Annotated in this window: 19 protein-coding genes; 7 read left to right on the top strand and 12 right to left on the bottom strand. The window is 68.2% G+C overall.

Annotation, left to right across the window (positions count from 1 at the left end):
- Position 1: 1 nt before the first annotated feature.
- From cyoB to ACTIEF_RS00420, 6 genes are read left to right on the top strand one after another with little or no spacing between them, the layout of a single operon-like run.
- The gene (gene cyoB / locus ACTIEF_RS00445) at positions 2-2002 is read left to right on the top strand and encodes a cytochrome o ubiquinol oxidase subunit I (protein ID WP_439470213.1); all 2001 of its coding nucleotides are present in this window, start codon (positions 2-4) and stop codon (positions 2000-2002) included.
- A complete protein-coding gene (gene cyoC, locus ACTIEF_RS00440; RefSeq protein WP_439470212.1) occupies positions 1999-2634 on the top strand; it encodes a cytochrome o ubiquinol oxidase subunit III in 636 nt (211 codons plus the stop codon). Before cyoB ends, cyoC begins: the two co-directional genes overlap by 4 nt.
- Entirely contained in the window at positions 2631-3041 is a 411-nt protein-coding gene (gene cyoD / locus ACTIEF_RS00435) for a cytochrome o ubiquinol oxidase subunit IV (protein ID WP_439470211.1), read from the top strand. Before cyoC ends, cyoD begins: the two co-directional genes overlap by 4 nt.
- Positions 3038-3727, top strand: coding sequence for an SURF1 family protein (locus ACTIEF_RS00430; RefSeq protein WP_439470210.1), 690 nt, complete (start codon positions 3038-3040; stop codon positions 3725-3727). Before cyoD ends, ACTIEF_RS00430 begins: the two co-directional genes overlap by 4 nt.
- Positions 3727-5061 (top strand): ATP-binding protein, encoded by a 1335-nt coding sequence (locus ACTIEF_RS00425; protein ID WP_439470209.1) that lies wholly within the window; start codon positions 3727-3729, stop codon positions 5059-5061. Before ACTIEF_RS00430 ends, ACTIEF_RS00425 begins: the two co-directional genes overlap by 1 nt.
- A 5-nt stretch (positions 5062-5066) precedes the next feature.
- Positions 5067-5600 carry a response regulator transcription factor gene (locus ACTIEF_RS00420; RefSeq protein ID WP_439470208.1) on the top strand — a complete coding sequence of 178 codons (534 nt, stop codon included), beginning with the start codon at positions 5067-5069 and terminating at the stop codon, positions 5598-5600.
- Here the strand turns inward: ACTIEF_RS00420 and ACTIEF_RS00415 are convergent.
- The 7 genes from ACTIEF_RS00415 to ACTIEF_RS00385 form a co-directional block, all read right to left on the bottom strand.
- On the bottom strand, positions 5597-6526 hold the full coding sequence (locus tag ACTIEF_RS00415) for an alpha/beta hydrolase (RefSeq protein ID WP_439470207.1): 930 nt from the start codon (positions 6524-6526) through the stop codon (positions 5597-5599). The genes ACTIEF_RS00420 and ACTIEF_RS00415 overlap by 4 nt on opposite strands.
- A 19-nt stretch (positions 6527-6545) precedes the next feature.
- Positions 6546-7367, bottom strand: a complete 822-nt coding sequence (locus ACTIEF_RS00410; protein ID WP_439470206.1) for an alpha/beta fold hydrolase — start codon at positions 7365-7367, stop codon at positions 6546-6548.
- Between the two features lie 244 nt (positions 7368-7611).
- A complete protein-coding gene (locus ACTIEF_RS00405; protein ID WP_439470205.1) occupies positions 7612-8394 on the bottom strand; it encodes an alpha/beta hydrolase in 783 nt (260 codons plus the stop codon).
- A 132-nt stretch (positions 8395-8526) separates the two neighbouring features.
- Positions 8527-10098 carry a PAS domain-containing sensor histidine kinase gene (locus ACTIEF_RS00400; protein WP_439470204.1) on the bottom strand — a complete coding sequence of 524 codons (1572 nt, stop codon included), beginning with the start codon at positions 10096-10098 and terminating at the stop codon, positions 8527-8529.
- A gap of 89 nt (positions 10099-10187) precedes the next feature.
- On the bottom strand, positions 10188-10550 hold the full coding sequence (locus tag ACTIEF_RS00395) for a response regulator transcription factor (protein ID WP_439470203.1): 363 nt from the start codon (positions 10548-10550) through the stop codon (positions 10188-10190).
- A gap of 100 nt (positions 10551-10650) precedes the next feature.
- The gene (locus tag ACTIEF_RS00390) at positions 10651-11265 is read right to left on the bottom strand and encodes a response regulator transcription factor (protein WP_439470202.1); all 615 of its coding nucleotides are present in this window, start codon (positions 11263-11265) and stop codon (positions 10651-10653) included.
- A gap of 73 nt (positions 11266-11338) precedes the next feature.
- Positions 11339-12274 carry a LysR substrate-binding domain-containing protein gene (locus tag ACTIEF_RS00385; protein WP_439470201.1) on the bottom strand — a complete coding sequence of 312 codons (936 nt, stop codon included), beginning with the start codon at positions 12272-12274 and terminating at the stop codon, positions 11339-11341.
- A gap of 114 nt (positions 12275-12388) precedes the next feature.
- On the opposite strand from ACTIEF_RS00385, the gene ACTIEF_RS00380 reads away from it, so the two are divergent.
- On the top strand, positions 12389-13087 hold the full coding sequence (locus ACTIEF_RS00380) for a pirin family protein (protein WP_439470200.1): 699 nt from the start codon (positions 12389-12391) through the stop codon (positions 13085-13087).
- Between the two features lie 131 nt (positions 13088-13218).
- Here ACTIEF_RS00380 and ACTIEF_RS00375 read toward each other — a convergent pair whose 3' ends face one another.
- The 5 genes from ACTIEF_RS00375 to ACTIEF_RS00355 all read right to left on the bottom strand — a co-directional run bounded on the left by ACTIEF_RS00375 (position 13219) and on the right by ACTIEF_RS00355 (position 17054).
- A complete protein-coding gene (locus ACTIEF_RS00375; protein ID WP_439470199.1) occupies positions 13219-13920 on the bottom strand; it encodes a glutathione S-transferase N-terminal domain-containing protein in 702 nt (233 codons plus the stop codon).
- 90 nt (positions 13921-14010) lie between these two features.
- Complete coding sequence (locus ACTIEF_RS00370; RefSeq protein WP_439470198.1) at positions 14011-14424, bottom strand: DUF6491 family protein; 414 nt, start codon at positions 14422-14424, stop codon at positions 14011-14013.
- 32 nt (positions 14425-14456) lie between these two features.
- Positions 14457-16268 (bottom strand): tRNA (5-methylaminomethyl-2-thiouridine)(34)-methyltransferase MnmD, encoded by a 1812-nt coding sequence (gene mnmD, locus ACTIEF_RS00365; RefSeq protein ID WP_439470197.1) that lies wholly within the window; start codon positions 16266-16268, stop codon positions 14457-14459.
- 98 nt (positions 16269-16366) lie between these two features.
- Positions 16367-16645: a hypothetical protein gene (locus ACTIEF_RS00360; RefSeq protein ID WP_439470196.1), complete on the bottom strand. Its 279-nt coding sequence runs from the start codon at positions 16643-16645 to the stop codon at positions 16367-16369.
- A gap of 133 nt (positions 16646-16778) precedes the next feature.
- Complete coding sequence (locus tag ACTIEF_RS00355; protein ID WP_439470195.1) at positions 16779-17054, bottom strand: hypothetical protein; 276 nt, start codon at positions 17052-17054, stop codon at positions 16779-16781.
- Positions 17055-17076: the final 22 nt, after the last annotated feature.

Here is a 17076-nt window from a genome sequence, read left to right as displayed (position 1 = left end):
GATGTCCCATACGACCCCGTCCTTCAGCCCGCTGTTCGGCCGGCTGAGCCTTGAGTCCTTCCCGATCCATGAGCCGATTCTGGTGGGCACCTTCGCCGTCGTGGTGGTGCTGGGTCTCGGCATTCTGGCGCTGGTCACCCGCTTCAAGCTTTGGGGCTGGCTGTGGCGCGAATGGCTGACCACGGTCGACCACAAGAAGATCGGGATCATGTACATGATCCTGGGCATCATCATGTTGCTGCGCGGCTTCGCCGACGCCCTGATGATGCGCCTGCAGCAGGCCATCGCCTTCGGCGGCAGCGAGGGCTACCTCAACGCCCACCACTATGATCAGGTCTTCACCGCCCACGGGACGATCATGATCTTCTTCGTGGCGATCCCGCTGGTCGTCGGCCTCATCAACTATGTGATGCCGCTGCAGATCGGCGCGCGCGACGTGGCCTTCCCCTTCCTGAACAGCCTCAGCCTGTGGCTGACGGTGGCCGGCGCCGCGCTGGTCATGGCTTCGCTGTTCATCGGCGAGTTCTCGACCGCCGGCTGGCTGAACTATGTGCCGGTGGCCAATATCGAGAACAGTCCGGGCACCGGGCCTGACTACTATCTATGGGCGCTCCAGATCGCCGGGGTGGGGACCACCCTATCCGCGATCAACATGGTCACCACCATCATCAAGATGCGCGCTCCGGGCATGACGATGATGAAGATGCCGGTCTTCGTCTGGACGGCGCTGTGCTCGAACGTGCTGGCCATCGCCATCTTCCCGGTGCTGACCGCCGCCTTCGCCCTGCTGATGCTGGACCGCTACCTAGGCTTCAACTTCTTCACCAACGATCTTGGCGGCAATGCCATGATGTACTGGAACCTGGTGTGGATCTGGGGTCACCCGGAGGTCTACGTGCTGATCCTGCCGATCTTCGGCGTCTATTCCGAGATCACCTCGACCTTCACCGGCAAGCGTCTGTTCGGCTATTCGTCGATGGTCTACGCGACGGTGGTCATCACCATCCTGTCGTACCTGGTGTGGCTGCACCACTTCTTCACCATGGGCTCGGGCGCCAGCGTCAACTCGTTCTTCGGCATCGCCACCATGGTGATCTCGATCCCGACGGGCGCGAAGATCTTCAACTGGCTCTTCACCATGTACCGCGGCCGCATCCGGTTCGAGCTGCCGATGGCCTGGGTCGTCGCCTTCATGATCACGTTCGTGGTTGGGGGCATGACCGGGGTGCTGCTGGCCGTGCCGCCCGCGGACTTCGTGCTGCACAACTCGCTGTTCCTGGTGGCGCACTTCCACAACGTCATCATCGGCGGCGTCGTATTCGGCCTGTTCGCCGGCATGACCTACTGGTTCCCCAAGGCGTTCGGCTTCAAGCTGGACGGGTTCTGGGGCTGGGTCAGCTTCTGGGGCTGGGTCATCGGCTACTGGGTCGCCTGGACCCCGATCTACATCGTCGGCCTGATGGGCACGACGCGCCGCGTTCGCTACTTCGAGGACCCGACCCTGCAGCCGTGGTTCATCGTCGCCGGCATCGGCGCCCTGATCATCCTCGTCGGCATCCTGGCCTTCGTCATCCAGATCGCGGTCAGCATCAAGAACCGCGACAAGCTGAAGGACACCACGGGCGATCCGTGGGACGGCCGGACCCTGGAATGGTCCACGACCTCGCCGCCCCCGGCCTACAATTTCGCCTTCACGCCGGTCGTGCACGATCTGGACGCCTGGTACGACATGAAGGATCGCGGGCATCAGCGGCCCAAGGCCGGCTTCAAGCCGATCCACATGCCGCGCAGCACCGGGGCGGGGGTGATCATCTCTGCACTGGCCCTGGTCCTGGGCTTCGCCATGATCTGGTACATCTGGTGGTTGGCGGCGATCAGCTTCGTGGCCCTGCTCGGCTACTCGATCGCCCACACCTTCAACTACGACCGCGAGTACTACATCCCCGCCGAGGAAGTGGCGGAAGATGAGAAGGCGCGGACCGCCCTGGAGGCCGGCGCATGAGCGCGAAGACCGAAACCAACGCCAGCCCGACCTTCTACCTGGTAGAGGAAGAGGCTCACGACCACGGGGACGCACACGCCAGCCCGACCCCGCTGGGCTTCTGGATCTATCTGATGAGCGATGCGCTCATCTTCGCCACCCTGTTCGCCACCTACGGCGTGCTGGCCGCGGGCTATGCGGGCGGACCGACCCAGTCGGAGCTGTTCCAGCTGCCGCTGGTGGCGGTGAACACCGGCCTGCTGCTGCTGTCGTCGATCACCTTCGGCATGTCGATGCTGGAGATGCAGGCGGGCAAGGCGGGCGCCGTGAAGCTGTGGCTGGCCTTGACCGGCCTGCTGGGCGCGGCCTTCGTCGGCGTCGAGCTGTATGAGTTCTCGCACCTGATCGCCGAGGGCGCGACGCCGGAGCGCAGCGCCTTCCTGTCGGCCTTCTTCACCCTGGTGGGGACCCACGGCCTGCACGTGACCTTCGGCCTGATCTGGATCGTGGTCATGCTGGTTCAGCTGAACCAGCGCGGCCTGAGCGTCGAGAACCAGCGCCGCATGACCTGCCTGGGCATGTTCTGGCACCTGCTGGACGTGGTCTGGATCGGCGTCTTCACCTTTGTCTATCTGCTGGGAGCGCTGCAGTGACGGCTCACCATGACGCCCCCGACGGGCACGCTGATGCGCACGCCGATGATCACGGCTCCAAGCGCAGCTATCTGATCGGCTTCCTGCTGTCGGTGATCCTGACCGCCATTCCGTTCTGGCTGGTCATGAGCGGGGCCCTTCCGGGTCCGGCGACCGCCATCATCGTGGTCCTGCTGGCCCTGGTTCAGATCGGCGTCCACACCTACTACTTCCTGCACGTCAACACGCGCTCGGAAGGCGGCTGGACCCTGCTGGCCTTCGTGTTCACCGCCATTCTGGTGGTCATCGTGATCGCCGGCTCGCTGTGGATCATGTACCACCTGCACGGCAACATGATGCCGATGGCGCCCCAGCCGGTGGTCGATCCGTCGGGCATCACCGCGCCGCCGATGCCGGCAGCGAGGTGATCCGGGGGCTCTTCCTTGTTCTCTGTCTGACGCTCGCCGCGGGCTTCGCCGCGCTGGGCGTCTGGCAGGTCGAGCGCCTGCAATGGAAGGAGGCGCTGATCGCCCGGGTCGAGGCGCGGCTGACCGCCGCGCCCGTCACCCCGCCGACCGCCGGTGACTGGAGCCCCGAGGCCGTCTACACCCGCGTCGCCGTTTCCGGTGTCTTCGAACATGACCGCGAGACCCTGGTCCAGGCCGTCACCGAACAGGGGCCGGGCTGGTGGGTCGTCACCCCGCTGCGCACCGGCGGGGGCATAATCCTGATCAACCGCGGCTTCGTGCCGGACGACCGCCGTCGGCCGGACAGCCGGCCGGGCGGACAGGCGCCGGGTCCGGTCAGCCTGACCGGGCTGCTGCGCGAGAGCGAGCCCCGGGGCGGTTTCCTGCGGTCCAATGCGCCCGAGGCCGGACGCTGGTACTCCCGCGACGTCGAGGCCATCGCCCGGGCGCGCGGCCTGACCGAGCCGGTCGCCCCCTATTTCATCGATGCGGACGCCACGCCCAATCCCGGTGGCTTTCCCATTGGCGGCCTGACGGTGGTCAAATTCCCGAACAGCCACCTGATCTACGCCCTGACCTGGCTCGGCCTGTGCGGCTTGTCGCTGGCGGGGGCCTGGCTGGTCTTCCGGCAAGGAAGGCGCAAGTGATGGAACGCCCGATTCTGGCCCTGACCCGGGTGGGCGAGGAGAACGGCGTCTCGCCCGCCAGCGTGTCCGGCTACAATATGCGGCTGCTGGTGCAGCTGCGCTGGATCGCCGTGGGCGGCCAATTGCTGACCATTCTGGGCGTGCATTTCGGCCTCGGCGTGCCCCTGCCGCTGGCGCCCATGCTGGCGGTGGTGGCGGCGCTGGCGCTGGCCAACCATTTCGCCCGGGTGGTGCTGTACCGCCGTCCCATCGGCCAGCCCGCCATCCTGCTGGCCCTGGTGTTCGATGTCGTGGCCCTGACCCTGCAGCTGAGCTTCAGCGGCGGGGCGTCCAATCCCTTTATCTCGCTCTTCCTGCTGCAGCTGGTGCTGGGCGCCATCCTCTTGGAGGCGGGGATGGTGGCGCTGCTGATGGCGGTGACGGCGACCGCCTATGGCCTGCTGGGGGTCTACTATCTGCCGCTGCAATATCCCGAGGTGATCCAGCCCATCGCCCCGTTGCTGGAGAAGTTCGGCGCCTGGGTCAGCTTCGCCCTGACCGGCGGCCTGCTGGTGGTCTTCATCACCCGGGTGATCCGCAACCTGCGCGCCCGCGACGTCTATCTGGCCGAGCTGAGGCAGGCGGCGATCGAGGAGGATGGCCTGCTGCGCATGGGGCTGCTGGCCTCGGGGGCCGCGCATGAGCTGGGCACGCCGCTGTCGTCCCTGTCGGTTGTCCTGAACGACTGGAGCCGCATGCCGCAGGTGGCCCGCGATCCAGAGCTGATGGCCGACGTCAACGAGATGCAGATCGACATCGGGCGCTGCAAGGCCATCGTCAGCGACATGCTGCACTCGGCCGGAACGCCCCGCGGCGAGGGCGCCGAGCGCGGCGCCGCCGAGATGCTGCTGCGGACGGTCACCAAGGCCTGGCGCGAAACCCATCCGAACGTGCGCCTGGATGTGACCCTTGAGGCCGGGCTGGATCAGGCCATGCTGGTGGTCGAGCCCGCCCTGCGCCAGGTGCTGGCCAGCCTGCTGGACAACGCCGCCGAGGCCTCGCCGGTCGAGGTGGCGATCAGCGCCTGGCGCGAGCCCGACGGTCTGGTGGTCTCGATCACGGACCGTGGCCCAGGCTTCAGCGAGGAGCAGCTGGCGGTCATCGGCAAGCCCTACCGGTCCAGCAAGGGCGCCGGCCGGGGGCTGGGCCTGTTCCTGGCCGCGACCCTGGCGCGCCGGCTGGGCGGCCGGCTGACGGCGGCGAACCGCGTTGACGGAGGCGCGGATGTGCGGCTGATCGTGCCGTTGCTGTCGACGCCCGAACCGGCGAGCCCCCGTTCGCTTCCGGAGACCTGATCCTGATGTCCGAGCCCCGCCGCCTGCTGATCGTCGAGGACGATGTCCGGTTCGCCGCCACCCTGCGTCGCTCGTTCGAACGGCGTGGCTATGAGGTGTGGGTGGCCGGCAGCGTGGAAGAGCTGGACGAACGGCTGGAGGAGGCCCGGCCGCAATACGCCGTGGTCGATCTGAAGCTGGCGGCGGCGTCGGGCCTGACCTGTATTCCCCGGCTGCATGAGTACGATCCGGACATGCGGATCGTGGTCCTGACCGGCTTCGCCAGCATCGCCACGGCGGTCGAGGCGATCAAGCTGGGCGCGGGCCACTATCTGGCCAAGCCGTCCAACACCGACGAGATCGAGGCCGCCTTCCATCGCTCCGAGGGCGATGTAAATACCCGCCTGTCCGTCCGTCCGACCTCGCTGAAGACGCTGGAGTGGGAACGGATCAACGAGACCCTGGCCGAGACGAATTTCAACATCTCGGAAACGGCTCGCCGCCTGGGCATGCACCGTCGGACCCTGGCGCGGAAGCTGGCCAAGCGCCCGGTGACCTAGTCCGGTCGATGCACGGCGACCGGGTCGCTGGCCGGGAAGCTTTCCTCGAGCGCCTCGTCCAGACGGTCATCCAGATCCTCGTTCTCGACGGCGTCGGTGTCCGGGGTGTCGGGGCGGATGCTCATGGCGGCCTCTTCGAGTTGATCCGCCCAGTCGATGCAGGCGGAGGCGACCGTCTCCCACCCTGGCTCGGCGAGCAGCAGGTGGGAGCGGTCCGGGAAGGCGATGAAGTCGGTGCGCGCGGGCGAGCGCGACTGGATGCGGTAGGCGGCCCGCGACAGGTAGGGGGTCACCAGCCGGTCGCGGTCGCCGGAGGTGATCAGCAGCGGCTGCGTCCGGCGGCGCGGGTCAATCCGCGTGCCCAGCCAGAGGGCGGCCTGATAGAAGACACGGCCCGGAGTCGGGATCACATAGGCGTCGTAGGAACTGTTCTGGATCGCGGGCGGGGCGCCGGTGGCGAAGCGGTCGGCCCAGCGCTGGCGGCTCATGGCGTAGGGCCGGTTCCAGCCGTTCCAGCGCAGGATGGGGGGCAGGGCCGCGGTCAGGGTCCACCAGTCGGGGACGACTCCGCCGATGGGGGCGGGATTGATGGCGATCCCCGCGCGGCCGACGCCCCGGTCCAGCAGCATCTGGATGAACAGGCCGCCGAAGGAGTGGCCGACCAGCAGAGGTTTCTCCGGCAGGGCCTCGATGAAGGCCTGCAGGCCGCCGACGATCCGGCCCACCGTCAGCCCGCCCAGTTCAATGGGCGGAGAGGCGTTCAGCGATGCCGCCGAACGCCCCTCTAGAACGGACCATGTGGGGGTGAGCACGGTCCATCCGGCCTCTTCCCACGGCTTGCGGAAATCCGCCCAGGAGTCCGTCATGACCCAGAGACCGTGGATCAGGACGACCGTCTTTCCGACCCCATCCCTGACCTTGGCCATGACGGACTCCCTTCGGGGATCAACTGCGGATGAATTCCAGCAGATCGGCGTTCAGGCGGTCCGCTTCAGTCGTCGCCAGACCGTGCGGGCTGCCTTCGTAGACCTTCAGGATCGAGCCCTTGACGATCTCGTGCGACTTGCGGCCCGCGGCGTCGATGGGGACGATCTGGTCATCGCTGCCGTGGATGATCAGGGTCGGCTTGTCGAACTTTTCGAGGTCCGGGGTGTAGTCGACCTCCGAGAACTCGTGGATGCAGTCCAGCTGGCCCTTGATGCCGCCCATCATGCCCTGCAGCCAGAAGGAGTCGCGGACGCCTTCCGAGACCTTCGCGCCCGGCCGGTTGTAGCCGTAGAAGGGGATGGTCAAGTCCTTGTAGAACTGGCTGCGGTCCGCATAGGTCCCGGCGCGGATGCCGTCGAAGACCTCAATCGGCAGGCCGCCCGGATTGGCTTCGGTCTTCAGCATCAGCGGCGGCACGGCGCCGATCAGCACGATCTTGGCGACGCGGCTGGAGCCGTGACGGCCGACGTAGTGGGTGATCTCGCCGCCGCCGGTCGAGTGGCCGACCAGGACGATGTCCTTCAGGTCCAGCTTCTCGATCAGGGCATGCAGGTCGTCGGCGTACTGATCCATGTGGTTGCCGTCCCAGGTCTGGTCCGAGCGACCATGGCTGCGGCGGTCATGGGCGATGACGCGATAGCCATTCGTGCCGAGGAATTGCATCTGGGCATCCCAGGCGTCGCCGCTCAGCGGCCAGCCGTGGCTGAACAGGACCGGCTGTCCCTTGCCCCAGTCCTTGTAGAAGATCTGGGCGCCGTCGTTCGCGGTGATGAAGGCCATCTTGGTTTCTCCTGAGGGTCCGGCGGGGCCGGTTGCTTGTGTTTGACGAGGTGATCATCGTCCCGGATCGTTCGGACGAAAACCGAAACGATTGAAACTCATTCTTTCCAAAACTGACCCGGAGCCTGATCGGTGGAGATAAATCGCTTTGCGATCCATCGATGCCGTGAATCAGGCTCCAGAATTATGCTGGAGCGAAATCTGAGTTCGGATGCGAAGGCATCCGAACCGATTTCGCTCTGGATCAGCGGGCGATCTGGTGTTCTGCGGCCCAGTCGAGAGCGTAGTCGGCGACCGACTCCCAGCCCGCGTCCAGACAGGTCCAGTGCGAGCGACCGTCGAACTGCTTGAAGTCCGTGCGGCTGGGGGCCTTGCGCTGCTGCTTGTAGATGCCGCGCACCATGCTGGCGTCGGCGATAAGGTCGATCTCCCCGGCGATCAGCAGCAGGGGCGCGCGGTTGGGGTTCTTCCAGCTGATCTTGCCCGAGGCGCCGGTGACGCCGTCCCAGTAGACCTTGCCCGGCGTCGGCACGATGTAGGCGTCGTAGAGCTCGGTGACCCTGTCGCGCGGCGCCGTCTGGGCGAAGCGCTCGGCGAAGAATTTGCGCGACATCGTCTTCACCTTCCCCCAGCTGAACAGGTCCAGGAAGACCGGCAGGGCCGAGACGATCGCGTGGCCACCCAGCGGGACGCCGGGGGTTGGGGCCGGGTTGATCGCCACCCCGGCGACGCCCAGACCGCGATCCAGCAGGTGCTGCACGCAGACCCCGCCCAGCGAGTGGCCGATCAGGATCGGGCTCTCGGGCAGGCTGCGGATCACCCTTTCATAGTGGTCGAACAGATCGACCTGACCGACCTTGGCCAGGGCCTTGTCGGGGAAGTCGCGCAGCTCGGCGGGGGTGCGGTCGTCGTGCGGCCAGTCCGGCGCCACGACGGTGTAGCCCTTGGCCTCATAGCGGGCCTTGAAACCGGCCCAGCTGGCCGAGTTCAGCCAGGCGCCGTGGATCAGCAGGATGGTCTTGGTCACGGTCGGTCTCCTCGGTCCCCCGACGCCCCCACGGGCGTCCTCGATGAGCTGAACAATGATACCGTTATCAGGGCGGGCCTATTCTCCATCCGGTCAGGCGGTCTCACACCTTGGTATGAGTGTCCTCGCGCCTCAGTCGGCGGTGATCACCGGGAGGGTCAGGGTGAACAGGGCGCCGCCTTCGGGCGCATTGGCCGCCGTGATGGTCCCGCCGTGCGCCTCGACGATGGAGCGGCAGATGGCCAGCCCCATCCCCATGCCGGACGCCTTGGTGGTGAAGAAGCTGCGGAACAGCTGATCCATCTGGTCAGGTTCGAGGCCCAGTCCGGTGTCGCGCAGGGTGATGCGCAGCTGGCCAGCCTCGGCGCGACCGGAGCGAAGATGCAGTTCGCGCACCTCGGAGCCCGCGGCGGCCATCGCCTGCATGGCGTTGACGGTCAGGTTGACCAGCACCTGCTGGAGCTGGGTCCGGTCGGCCAGCACCGGCGGCAGATCCGGCTCCAGCACGAGCACCGGGGTCACCCTCTGACCCTGCAACTCATGCTTCAGGAACAGGGCCCCTTCCTGGATCAGGGCATTGACCGACACCGGCTCGGGTGGTCGGCGGCGGTCGGCGGCCATCTCCCGGATGCGGGCGATGATGTCGCCGGCGCGTTGGGCGTCATCGGCGATCCGCCGGGTCAGCCGTAGCCCCTGCTCCAGATTGGGTTCGTCCCGTTCCAGCCAGCGCAGACTGGCTGCGGCGTTGGTGGCGATGGCGGCCAGCGGCTGGTTGACCTCATGGGCGATGGAGGCGGTCAGTTCGCCCAACATCGAGACGCGCGCGGCGTGGGCGAACTCGGCTTGGACCCGGCTCAGGGCGGTCTGGGCGCGGATGCGCTCGGAGATGTCGACCACGCCGACCAGCAAGGTCCCGCGCGCCACACTCTCATCAGGGAAGGAAGCGGTGAACAGGGCGTCGAAATCCGTCCCGTCCTGTCGGCGCAGCCGCGTTTCGGTCTTCAGATAGGGCTTGCCGCTGACGGCGGCCATGACGGCGGCGGCGAACACGGGGGAGCTCGCTTCCGGCCAGTAGGGCTCGACAGAGGCGTGGAGCACCGACCGGTCGGCGGCCCCGAACATCTGCAGGGTGGTCTCGTTGACATCGACCACCCGGGTCTCTGCCATCATCCGGCGTACGAAGGCCGGATTGTCTCGGAAATAGGCGGCGAAGTCCGTCACACCCGCTGTCTTCAACTCACGCAGCATGCCGCCCACCGGGCTGAAATCCAGCTCCCAGAAAGCCGCCGCCATGGCCTGGAAAAGGCTGGAGTAGCGCCGCTCGCTCCTATGCAAGGCGGCCTCGGCGGCGCGGCGGCGGCTGATGTCCCGCCCGATCTCGATGATCTCGACCGGCTGGCCCTCCGCGTCGAGACGCAGGGACCAGCGGGCCTCGATGCTGCGCGGGGTGCCGCAGGCGGCGGTGCGGGTCAGCTCCCCGTCCCAGCGTCCGGTCTCCATCAGCCGCGCCATGGCGGTCTCCACCGGCTCGGCGTGAACGGCGCCCAGCAGGGCGTCCATGTCCTGTCCGACGGCCTGTTCGGCGGTCCAACCGTAGAGGTCGGTCGAGGCGCGGTTCCACGAGCGGATGCGGCCGTCGAGATCGCGGGTCACGATGCTCTCGTGGACCAGCTCGAACAGAGGCTCACGCGAAATGCCGGTCATCGCCCCTGGTCCCCGCGATATGGCCTGCCGCGGTCGCGCCGCGATCCGTTGACGCTAAGGTCTGGCGCGGTCCGGCTCAAGGTCCGCCCCTACAGCGCCAGAGCGCGCTCGAGGCAGTCGATCAGGGCGGCGGGGGTGAAGGGCTTGCGCAGGACGCAAAGGGCGCCGCTGGCCTTCGCCTTCTCCAGCACCGCCTCTTCCAACCGGGCGGTGATGATGATCACCGGAACCGTCCCGCCTGCCGCGTCCAGCGCCTGTTTCAGCTCGATGCCGCTGAGGCCCGGCAGGGTGATGTCAGTGATGATGCAGGCGGGGTTGATCCCGGCCTCCAGAAAGGCCTCGGCCGAGGCGAAGCCGACGGCCTCATGCCCCATGGACTCGGCCAGTCCGGCGACGGCCTCCCGTAGGGAGTCGTCGTCCTCGACGATGGCGATGAGGGGAGGGTTGGGCACGCTGACACTTTCAGAACCGGATCAGGTCCCTGCTTCGCACCCCGGCCAAGGGTTTGAAATCATACGCTGGTGTTAGTGGATTTTACCTGTTCGGGCGGGATCAGGCGCGCAGGCCCAGCGCCGTCGCCATGCGCACCAGATCGGCCAGCGACCGGGCGCCCATCTTCCGCATGGCCGAGCCGCGGTGGATCTTCACCGTCACCTCGCTGAGGTTCAGGTCGCCCGCCACCTGCTTGTTCATCTTGCCGGCGGTGACCAGGGTCATGACCTGCCGCTCGCGGGGCGACAGGGTCTCGAACAGCTCGCGCAGGCGGTCGCTGTCGCCCTCGGCCTCGCGTCGCGCCCGGTCACGGGCGATGGCGGCGGTGGCGGCGTCCAGCATGTCCTGATCGCGGAAGGGCTTGGCCAGGAAGTCCACGGCCCCGGCCTTCATGCCGCGCACGCTCATCGGGATGTCGCCGTGGCCGGTCATCAGCACGACCGGCAGGCGGACGCCCAGGCCCTCCATCTGGCTCTGGAAATCCAGGCCGCTGACGCCCGGCAGGCGCACGTCCAGCACCAGACAGCCGGGGGCCTCGGGCCTGTGCGCTTCGAGGAAGGCGGCGGTGGAGCCGTACTCGCGGGTTTCCAGCTCGACAGACTGGAACAGGCTGGCCAGCGCCTCGCGCAGCGAGACGTCGTCTTCCACGATATGGATGACCGGCGTCGCCTGCATGTCCCCTCGCGGTCGGTTGAAGCGGGCGAGACCCTGCCACAGGGCGAACCCGACCGCCTATCATACCATCAGATTAGGCTTGGCGCCTGCCGACCGTGTCGCCGGGCCAGAGCGGACCCGAGAATTTGGCGGCCAGATAGTCCATCAGCGCCGTGACCCGGGCGGGGCGCGGACCGCCGCCGGGCGCCACCAGATGCAGGCTGATGGGCGGCAGGCTCCAGTCCGTCATCACCGTTTCCAGCTTTCCGGCCGCCAGATCGCGCCAGTAGATGAAGTCGGGCTGCGGGGCGACGCCCAGACCGGCGCACAGGGCATAGGTCAGGGCGTCGGCGTTGTTGGCGCGGAAGGGCCCGTGCGGGCGCACCGTCGCCTCCTCGCCCTTGCCATTCACGAACCTCCACAGCTCGGCGTTCGGCAGATAGGCGTAGCTGAGGCAGGCATGGCGGACGAGGTCCGACGGATGCTGCGGTCGCCCACGCTGGGCCAGATAGTCGGGCGCCGCCACCAGATAGCGCTGGATCGGCCTCAGCCGCCGCGCCGTCATCGAGGAGTCCGCCAAGGCCGCGATCCTCAGAGCGCAGTCAAAGCCGCCGCCGACCAGATCGATCACCTCATCGGACAGGTGCAGGTCCACGGACACGTCCGGATGGGTGGCCAGGAACTCGGGCAGGGCCGGGGCCACATAGGCCATGCCGAACGACATGGGCGCGGCCAGCCGCACCAGACCGCGCGGACGGACCGCCTGATCCAGCATCTCGCCCTCGGCGGCCTCGGCCTCGGACAGCATCTGGGAGGCGCGTCCCGCCAGCGTTCGGCCAGCATCGGTCAGGGAGAAGCGGCGCGAGGTCCGGTGCAGCAGGGTCGTGCCCAGCCGCAGCTCCAGACGGCTGACCGCCTTGGACACCGTGGCCTTGGACAGGGCCAGGGCCTCCGCCGCGCGCGAGAAGGACTGGGTCTCGGCGACCTTGGAGAAGATGGCCAGGGCCTCAAGGTCCGGCAGTTTCGACATGCACGCTCCGCGAAACGATGTGTTTCAGGTGTTTCTATTTCTGATCCCAAGCGGATCGCTATCTTGGCGTCAAGCAACAGCGGCCCCCGACGGCGGGGGCGCGGAGACAAGACCATGATCGAGCTGCGTCCGTTCGAGAGCCTGGGTGGCGCCAACCACGGCTGGCTCAACGCCAAACACCATTTCTCCTTCGCCAACTACTATGATCCGAAGCGGATGAGCTGGGGCAATCTGCGCGTCTGGAACGACGACGAGATCGCCGCCGGCACGGGCTTCCCGCCCCACCCGCACGCAGACATGGAGATCATCACCTACGTCCGCGAAGGGGCCATCACCCACGAAGACAGCCTGGGCAACAAGGGCCGCACCGAGGCCGGCGACGTCCAGGTGATGAGCGCGGGCACGGGCATCCGTCACGCCGAGTACAACGCCGAGCCGGAACTGACCCGGATTTTCCAGATATGGATCGAGCCGACCCGTCGCGGCGAGAAGCCGTCGTGGGGTTCGCGTCCCTTCCCCAAGGGTGACCGCGCCGGTCAGTTCGTGGTCCTCGCCTCGGGCTTCGAAGGCGACGGCGACGCCCTGCCGATCCGCACCGAAGGTCGGGTCGTCGCGGCGACGCTGAAGGCCGGTGAGACCGCCGAGTACCCCTTGGGCGCGACCCGTCGCGGCTATCTGGTTCCGGCGTTCGGCGAGATCGAGGTCAACGGCGTCAAGGCCAAGGCCCGCGATGGCGTGGCCATCTCCGAGGTCGAGACGCTCACGGTGACGGCCCTGACCGACGCCGAACTGGTCCTGGTCGACGCGGCGTAAGTAGCCTCCGGCCGGAGCGGGCCCGCGGTTCCCTGTCAGCCCCCCGACACCGCGGGCCCGCACGATATCCAGAGAAAAGGGGACGACCGCGAGGCCGTCCCCTTTTTGCTGTTCGGTGGTCGGCTCCGCAATCAGGGGCGGGCCGGAATCTCCAGCCCGCGCTGCACCGCCGGGCGGGCCAGGCCGCGCTTCTGCCAGGCCGGGACGTTCTTCAGTTCGTCGTACTTCACCAGATCGGCGGCCTCGTAGAAGCCGATCAGGTTGCGGACCCAGCCCAGGGTGGCGACGTCGGCGATGGAATAGTCGCCCATGATCCAGTCGCGGCCTTCCAGCCGGGTCTCCAGAACCCGCAGCAGGCGGCTGGCCTCGGCCACGTAACGCTCCAGCGGACGCTTGTCCTCATAGGCCTTGCCCGCGAATTTATTGAAGAAGCCGACCTGTCCGAACATCGGGCCGATGGCCGCCATCTGGAACATGACCCACTGCAGCGTCTCGTAGCGCAGGGCCGGGTCGGCGGGGATCAGCTTGCCGGTCTTCTCGGCCAGATAGACCAGGATGGCGCCCGACTCGAACAGGGCCAGCGGCTTCCCGCCCGGACCGTTCGGATCAATGATGGCCGGGATCTTCCCGTTCGGGTTCAGCGATAGATATTCCGGGATCCAGGTCTCGTTCTGGCCGATGTCGATGAAGTGCGGCTCGTACGGCAGGCCGATCTCCTCCAGCATGATGGAGACCTTCACCCCGTTGGGCGTGTTCAGCGAATAGAGCTGCAGCAGGTCCGGGTTCTGCGCGGGCCAGCGGGTCGTGATCGGGAAGGCGGACAAATCAGCCATGGGAAGCTCCTGAAGAGGCGATGGACCCATGTTGGGGGCCCACCGTCAAACGGCAACACTCCAAGCGACGGATCTGCCCGCCCTATCGCGTCAGGGACGGTGAGCGCTCGGCAGGGCGGCGACCTCTTCGGCCGTCAGCTTGCGGCTGATGCGGACGCGGCAGACCTCGGTGGGGGAGGCGGAGCCGGGCACAACGACGCGAGCCCAGTCGCTCGTGCACAGGCGCGAACTGCTGCCGAAGTCGGGCAGGATGGCCAGACGGTTGGCGAAATCCAGATCCCGGCAGGCGGCGCCGTTCATCTCATAGACCTCGTTGCGGCCCACGCGCAGGAAAACCTGATCGGTCCGACCCTGACGGAAGTTGTTGACCTGCTGGACGTTGAAGCACTGGCGGGCCAGCGGCGCGTCGTCGGCGCTTTCGCCGCCGGTGGTGGTCGGCGCGCAGGATACGGTCAGCAGGGCGGCGGCGGTGAGGCCCAAACAGGCCAGGATGGAAGAACGCATGGAAGGCTTCCTCTTGTCGTCCCCCGACAAGCTCAACCGTCTGCCGATCCATCGGGTTGCACAAGCCCCCTCGCGGTCAGAAACCGTGACGGTGCGACGCGGGCGGCCAGATCGCGGGCCAGGGGCGACGGTGCGCCGACGGCCGAGGCGGCGATGTGCTCGGCCAGCAGGGGGGCGACGCAGAAACCGCGCGAGCCCATGCCGCCGAGGATGAACAGTCCGGCCTCGAGTGCGCCCGCCAGCGGCAGGCGATCTGGCGTCGTGGCGCGCACCGCTGTCCGGGCGGTGGAGGGAAGGGCGGCCTCGATCCGGGCGGCCAGGCTGGGCAGACGCGTTGCGACGGTCGCCAGATTGCGGGCGCTGTCGCCTGGATTGGCGTCTGGCGTCGTGACGCCCCGGTCGTGGGTGGCGCCGAACAGCAGGCCCTCGCCGGTCGGGATGGCGTAGCCGCCCCAGGCGATGGCCGTCGGGCTGTCGATCCCGGCCACGACCTCGGCCTGCCCGGCGACGGGCGACAACGGCAGGTCGGGCGCCAGGGCTGCATTCCCCCACCCGGCGGCCAGAACGACGATGTCCGCCTCCAGAAGAGTCTGGCCGTCCGCGCTGAGAATCCGCCAGCCGTCCTCGCCGCGTTCGACGCGGGCCACGGCGGCGGTCAGGCGGTCCGCCTCCGCCAGCCAGACCGGCAGCACCGTCGCGGCGCGGATGGCCATGGCGTCGCGCATCCACAGGCCGCCGGTGTCCACGGGCTCGCTCAGTCGGTCGGTGCAGGCGGCGGCGTCCAGAACCGTCATGGCGCCCTCGGGCCACAAATCCTGCGCCGCGACCTTGGCGTGGCGGCCTGCATCGCGCGGCGCCTGTTCCAACTGCAGCACGCCTCGGGCCAACACCGCGCCGGGAACGGCGGCGTACAGGGTTCCGGCCCGCTCCAGCGCAGCGGCGTGCAGGGCGGCGATGACCCGGTCTCCGGCGTCCAGCCGTGGCGTGACGAGTGAGGCGGCGAAGCCTGACGCGCCTGCGCCGGGTCGGTCCGCCTCGATCACCTTCGGGCGCAGGCCCAGATCGACGAAGGCCCGGCTCAGGGCCGCGCCCGCGATGCCCGCCCCGATGATCGCCACGCGAGGCGGCGCGACTTCCGGCGCGCCGCCGGGCAGGACCGCCTCCAGCCGTTCGCGCTTGCGCCCGTGGCCGGGTCGCTTCTCGACGGTGAATCCCCGCTGGGACAGGCCTCGGCGCACGACCCCCGCGACGGTGAAGGTGGCGACGCGGGCGCCGGGGGCGGACCGGGCGGCGATCAGGTCCATCACCGCATCCGACCACATGCCGGGATTGGTCGAGGGGGCGAAGCCGTCCAGAAACCAGGCGTCGGCCTTGCCGGACCACTGGGTGAGCGCATCCTCGACCTCGCCGATGGCCAGGTCGAGGGTGGCGTTGAAGCCGGGTAGATCCAGTCGGTGCAGGCCGGGCGTCGGCGCGGGCCAGGCGGCCAGCAGGGCCTCCGCGGCGTCGGCGGTGTCGCGCCAGTTGGACAGGGCGCGAGCCGCCTCGTCCCGGCTCAGGGGGAAGCCCTCGACCGAGAAGATGTGCAGGCGTCCGGCCGCCGGTCCCTCGCGCCGCCACAGGTCCAGAAGCGCGGCGATGTTTAGTCCCGTACCGAAGCCCAACTCGGCAACGGTGAACTGGCGTCGTCCGCCCCAGGTCTCTGGCAGGCCGCAGCCGGTCAGGAAGACCGCGCGGGTTTCGGCCAGACCGTCTTCACGCGAGAAATAGACATCGCCGAACCGGCCGGACTGCGGCGCGCCATCTTCGGTCCACAGCAGTCGGGGCGAGCGGTCGTCAGTCATGGTCCCGCACCTACACGGGCGGGCGGCAACGAAAAAGGGCCGCCCGCGAGGGCGACCCTTCGATCGACGTGGACCCGAAGGTCCCTGTCCTGTCGCTCTTAGTGAGCGGCGGCCGGAGCGGCCGGAGCCGGCGCAGCCGGGGCGGGGGCGGCGGCGCCGTCAGCGGCCGGAGCGGCGGTCGCGGCGGCGGCAGCGTCGCCAGCGGCGGCGGCGGCGTCGGTCGCGGCTTGGTCAGCGGTCGCAGCGGCGTCCGTGGCGGTTTCGGCGGCGGCGGCGGCGTCCGTGGCGGCGTCAGCGGCCTTCTCTTCAGCGGCCGGTTGGCAGGCGGCCAGGGCCAGAGCGGCGGCCGAGGCGGCGATCAGAGCAGTGATGCGCATTTGGTTTCATCCTTCAGAAGGTTCACGAGGCGATGAGTCCCCGCAAAAGGGAGGCTATTCCGATGGTCACGCAGCGCAAGTCAATTTCTCACGGCTTCGTGAACGCTTGTAACAAAACCGGTCTTCGCCGGCGTCAGGCCGGAGGTTGGGTGGCCGGCATATCGGGCGTCGTGCCGGGCTCAACGGGCAAGGTCGGCGGGGGCTGAGGCGTGCCTGCCGGATCATCGGTGGGCGGAACGGTCGCGGGCGGCGGCGTGGTGGGCGCGGGGGTGGTGACGCCGCCCCTCGGCGTTCCTGTCATGGGCGTCTCGGGGCCCGGGGCCGGATCGGTCTTGGCGTCATCCTGTCCGGAGCAGGCGGCCAGAGTGAGGGCCGCGACGCCGGCGAGCAGGGGGATGGAGGCTTTCATGACGCGTTCTCCAACGGCTGCG

It is taken from the genome of Brevundimonas sp., from assembly GCF_051858995.1.
GTDB lineage: Bacteria > Pseudomonadota > Alphaproteobacteria > Caulobacterales > Caulobacteraceae > Brevundimonas.
The sequence above is the reverse complement of the archived record's forward strand: the minus strand, read 5'-3'. Positions and strand labels throughout refer to the sequence as shown.

Bases quoted from the DNA above. Each gene is read 5' to 3' on its own strand.
- mnmD (WP_439470197.1), bottom strand. From the start codon at position 16,268: ATGACTGACGACCGCTCGCCCCGACTGCTGTGGACCGAAGATGGCGCG.
- ACTIEF_RS00415 (WP_439470207.1), bottom strand. From the start codon at position 6,526: ATGGCCAAGGTCAGGGATGGGGTCGGAAAGACGGTCGTCCTGATCCAC.
- ACTIEF_RS00360 (WP_439470196.1), bottom strand. From the start codon at position 16,645: ATGCGCATCACTGCTCTGATCGCCGCCTCGGCCGCCGCTCTGGCCCTG.
- ACTIEF_RS00390 (WP_439470202.1), bottom strand. From the start codon at position 11,265: ATGCAGGCGACGCCGGTCATCCATATCGTGGAAGACGACGTCTCGCTG.
- cyoC (WP_439470212.1), top strand. From the start codon at position 1,999: ATGAGCGCGAAGACCGAAACCAACGCCAGCCCGACCTTCTACCTGGTA.
- ACTIEF_RS00410 (WP_439470206.1), bottom strand. From the start codon at position 7,367: ATGGCCTTCATCACCGCGAACGACGGCGCCCAGATCTTCTACAAGGAC.
- ACTIEF_RS00375 (WP_439470199.1), bottom strand. From the start codon at position 13,920: ATGGCTGATTTGTCCGCCTTCCCGATCACGACCCGCTGGCCCGCGCAG.
- ACTIEF_RS00355 (WP_439470195.1), bottom strand. From the start codon at position 17,054: ATGAAAGCCTCCATCCCCCTGCTCGCCGGCGTCGCGGCCCTCACTCTG.
- ACTIEF_RS00385 (WP_439470201.1), bottom strand. From the start codon at position 12,274: ATGTCGAAACTGCCGGACCTTGAGGCCCTGGCCATCTTCTCCAAGGTC.
- ACTIEF_RS00420 (WP_439470208.1), top strand. From the start codon at position 5,067: ATGTCCGAGCCCCGCCGCCTGCTGATCGTCGAGGACGATGTCCGGTTC.
- ACTIEF_RS00370 (WP_439470198.1), bottom strand. From the start codon at position 14,424: ATGCGTTCTTCCATCCTGGCCTGTTTGGGCCTCACCGCCGCCGCCCTG.
- ACTIEF_RS00380 (WP_439470200.1), top strand. From the start codon at position 12,389: ATGATCGAGCTGCGTCCGTTCGAGAGCCTGGGTGGCGCCAACCACGGC.
- ACTIEF_RS00400 (WP_439470204.1), bottom strand. From the start codon at position 10,098: ATGACCGGCATTTCGCGTGAGCCTCTGTTCGAGCTGGTCCACGAGAGC.
- cyoB (WP_439470213.1), top strand. From the start codon at position 2: ATGTCCCATACGACCCCGTCCTTCAGCCCGCTGTTCGGCCGGCTGAGC.
- ACTIEF_RS00425 (WP_439470209.1), top strand. From the start codon at position 3,727: ATGGAACGCCCGATTCTGGCCCTGACCCGGGTGGGCGAGGAGAACGGC.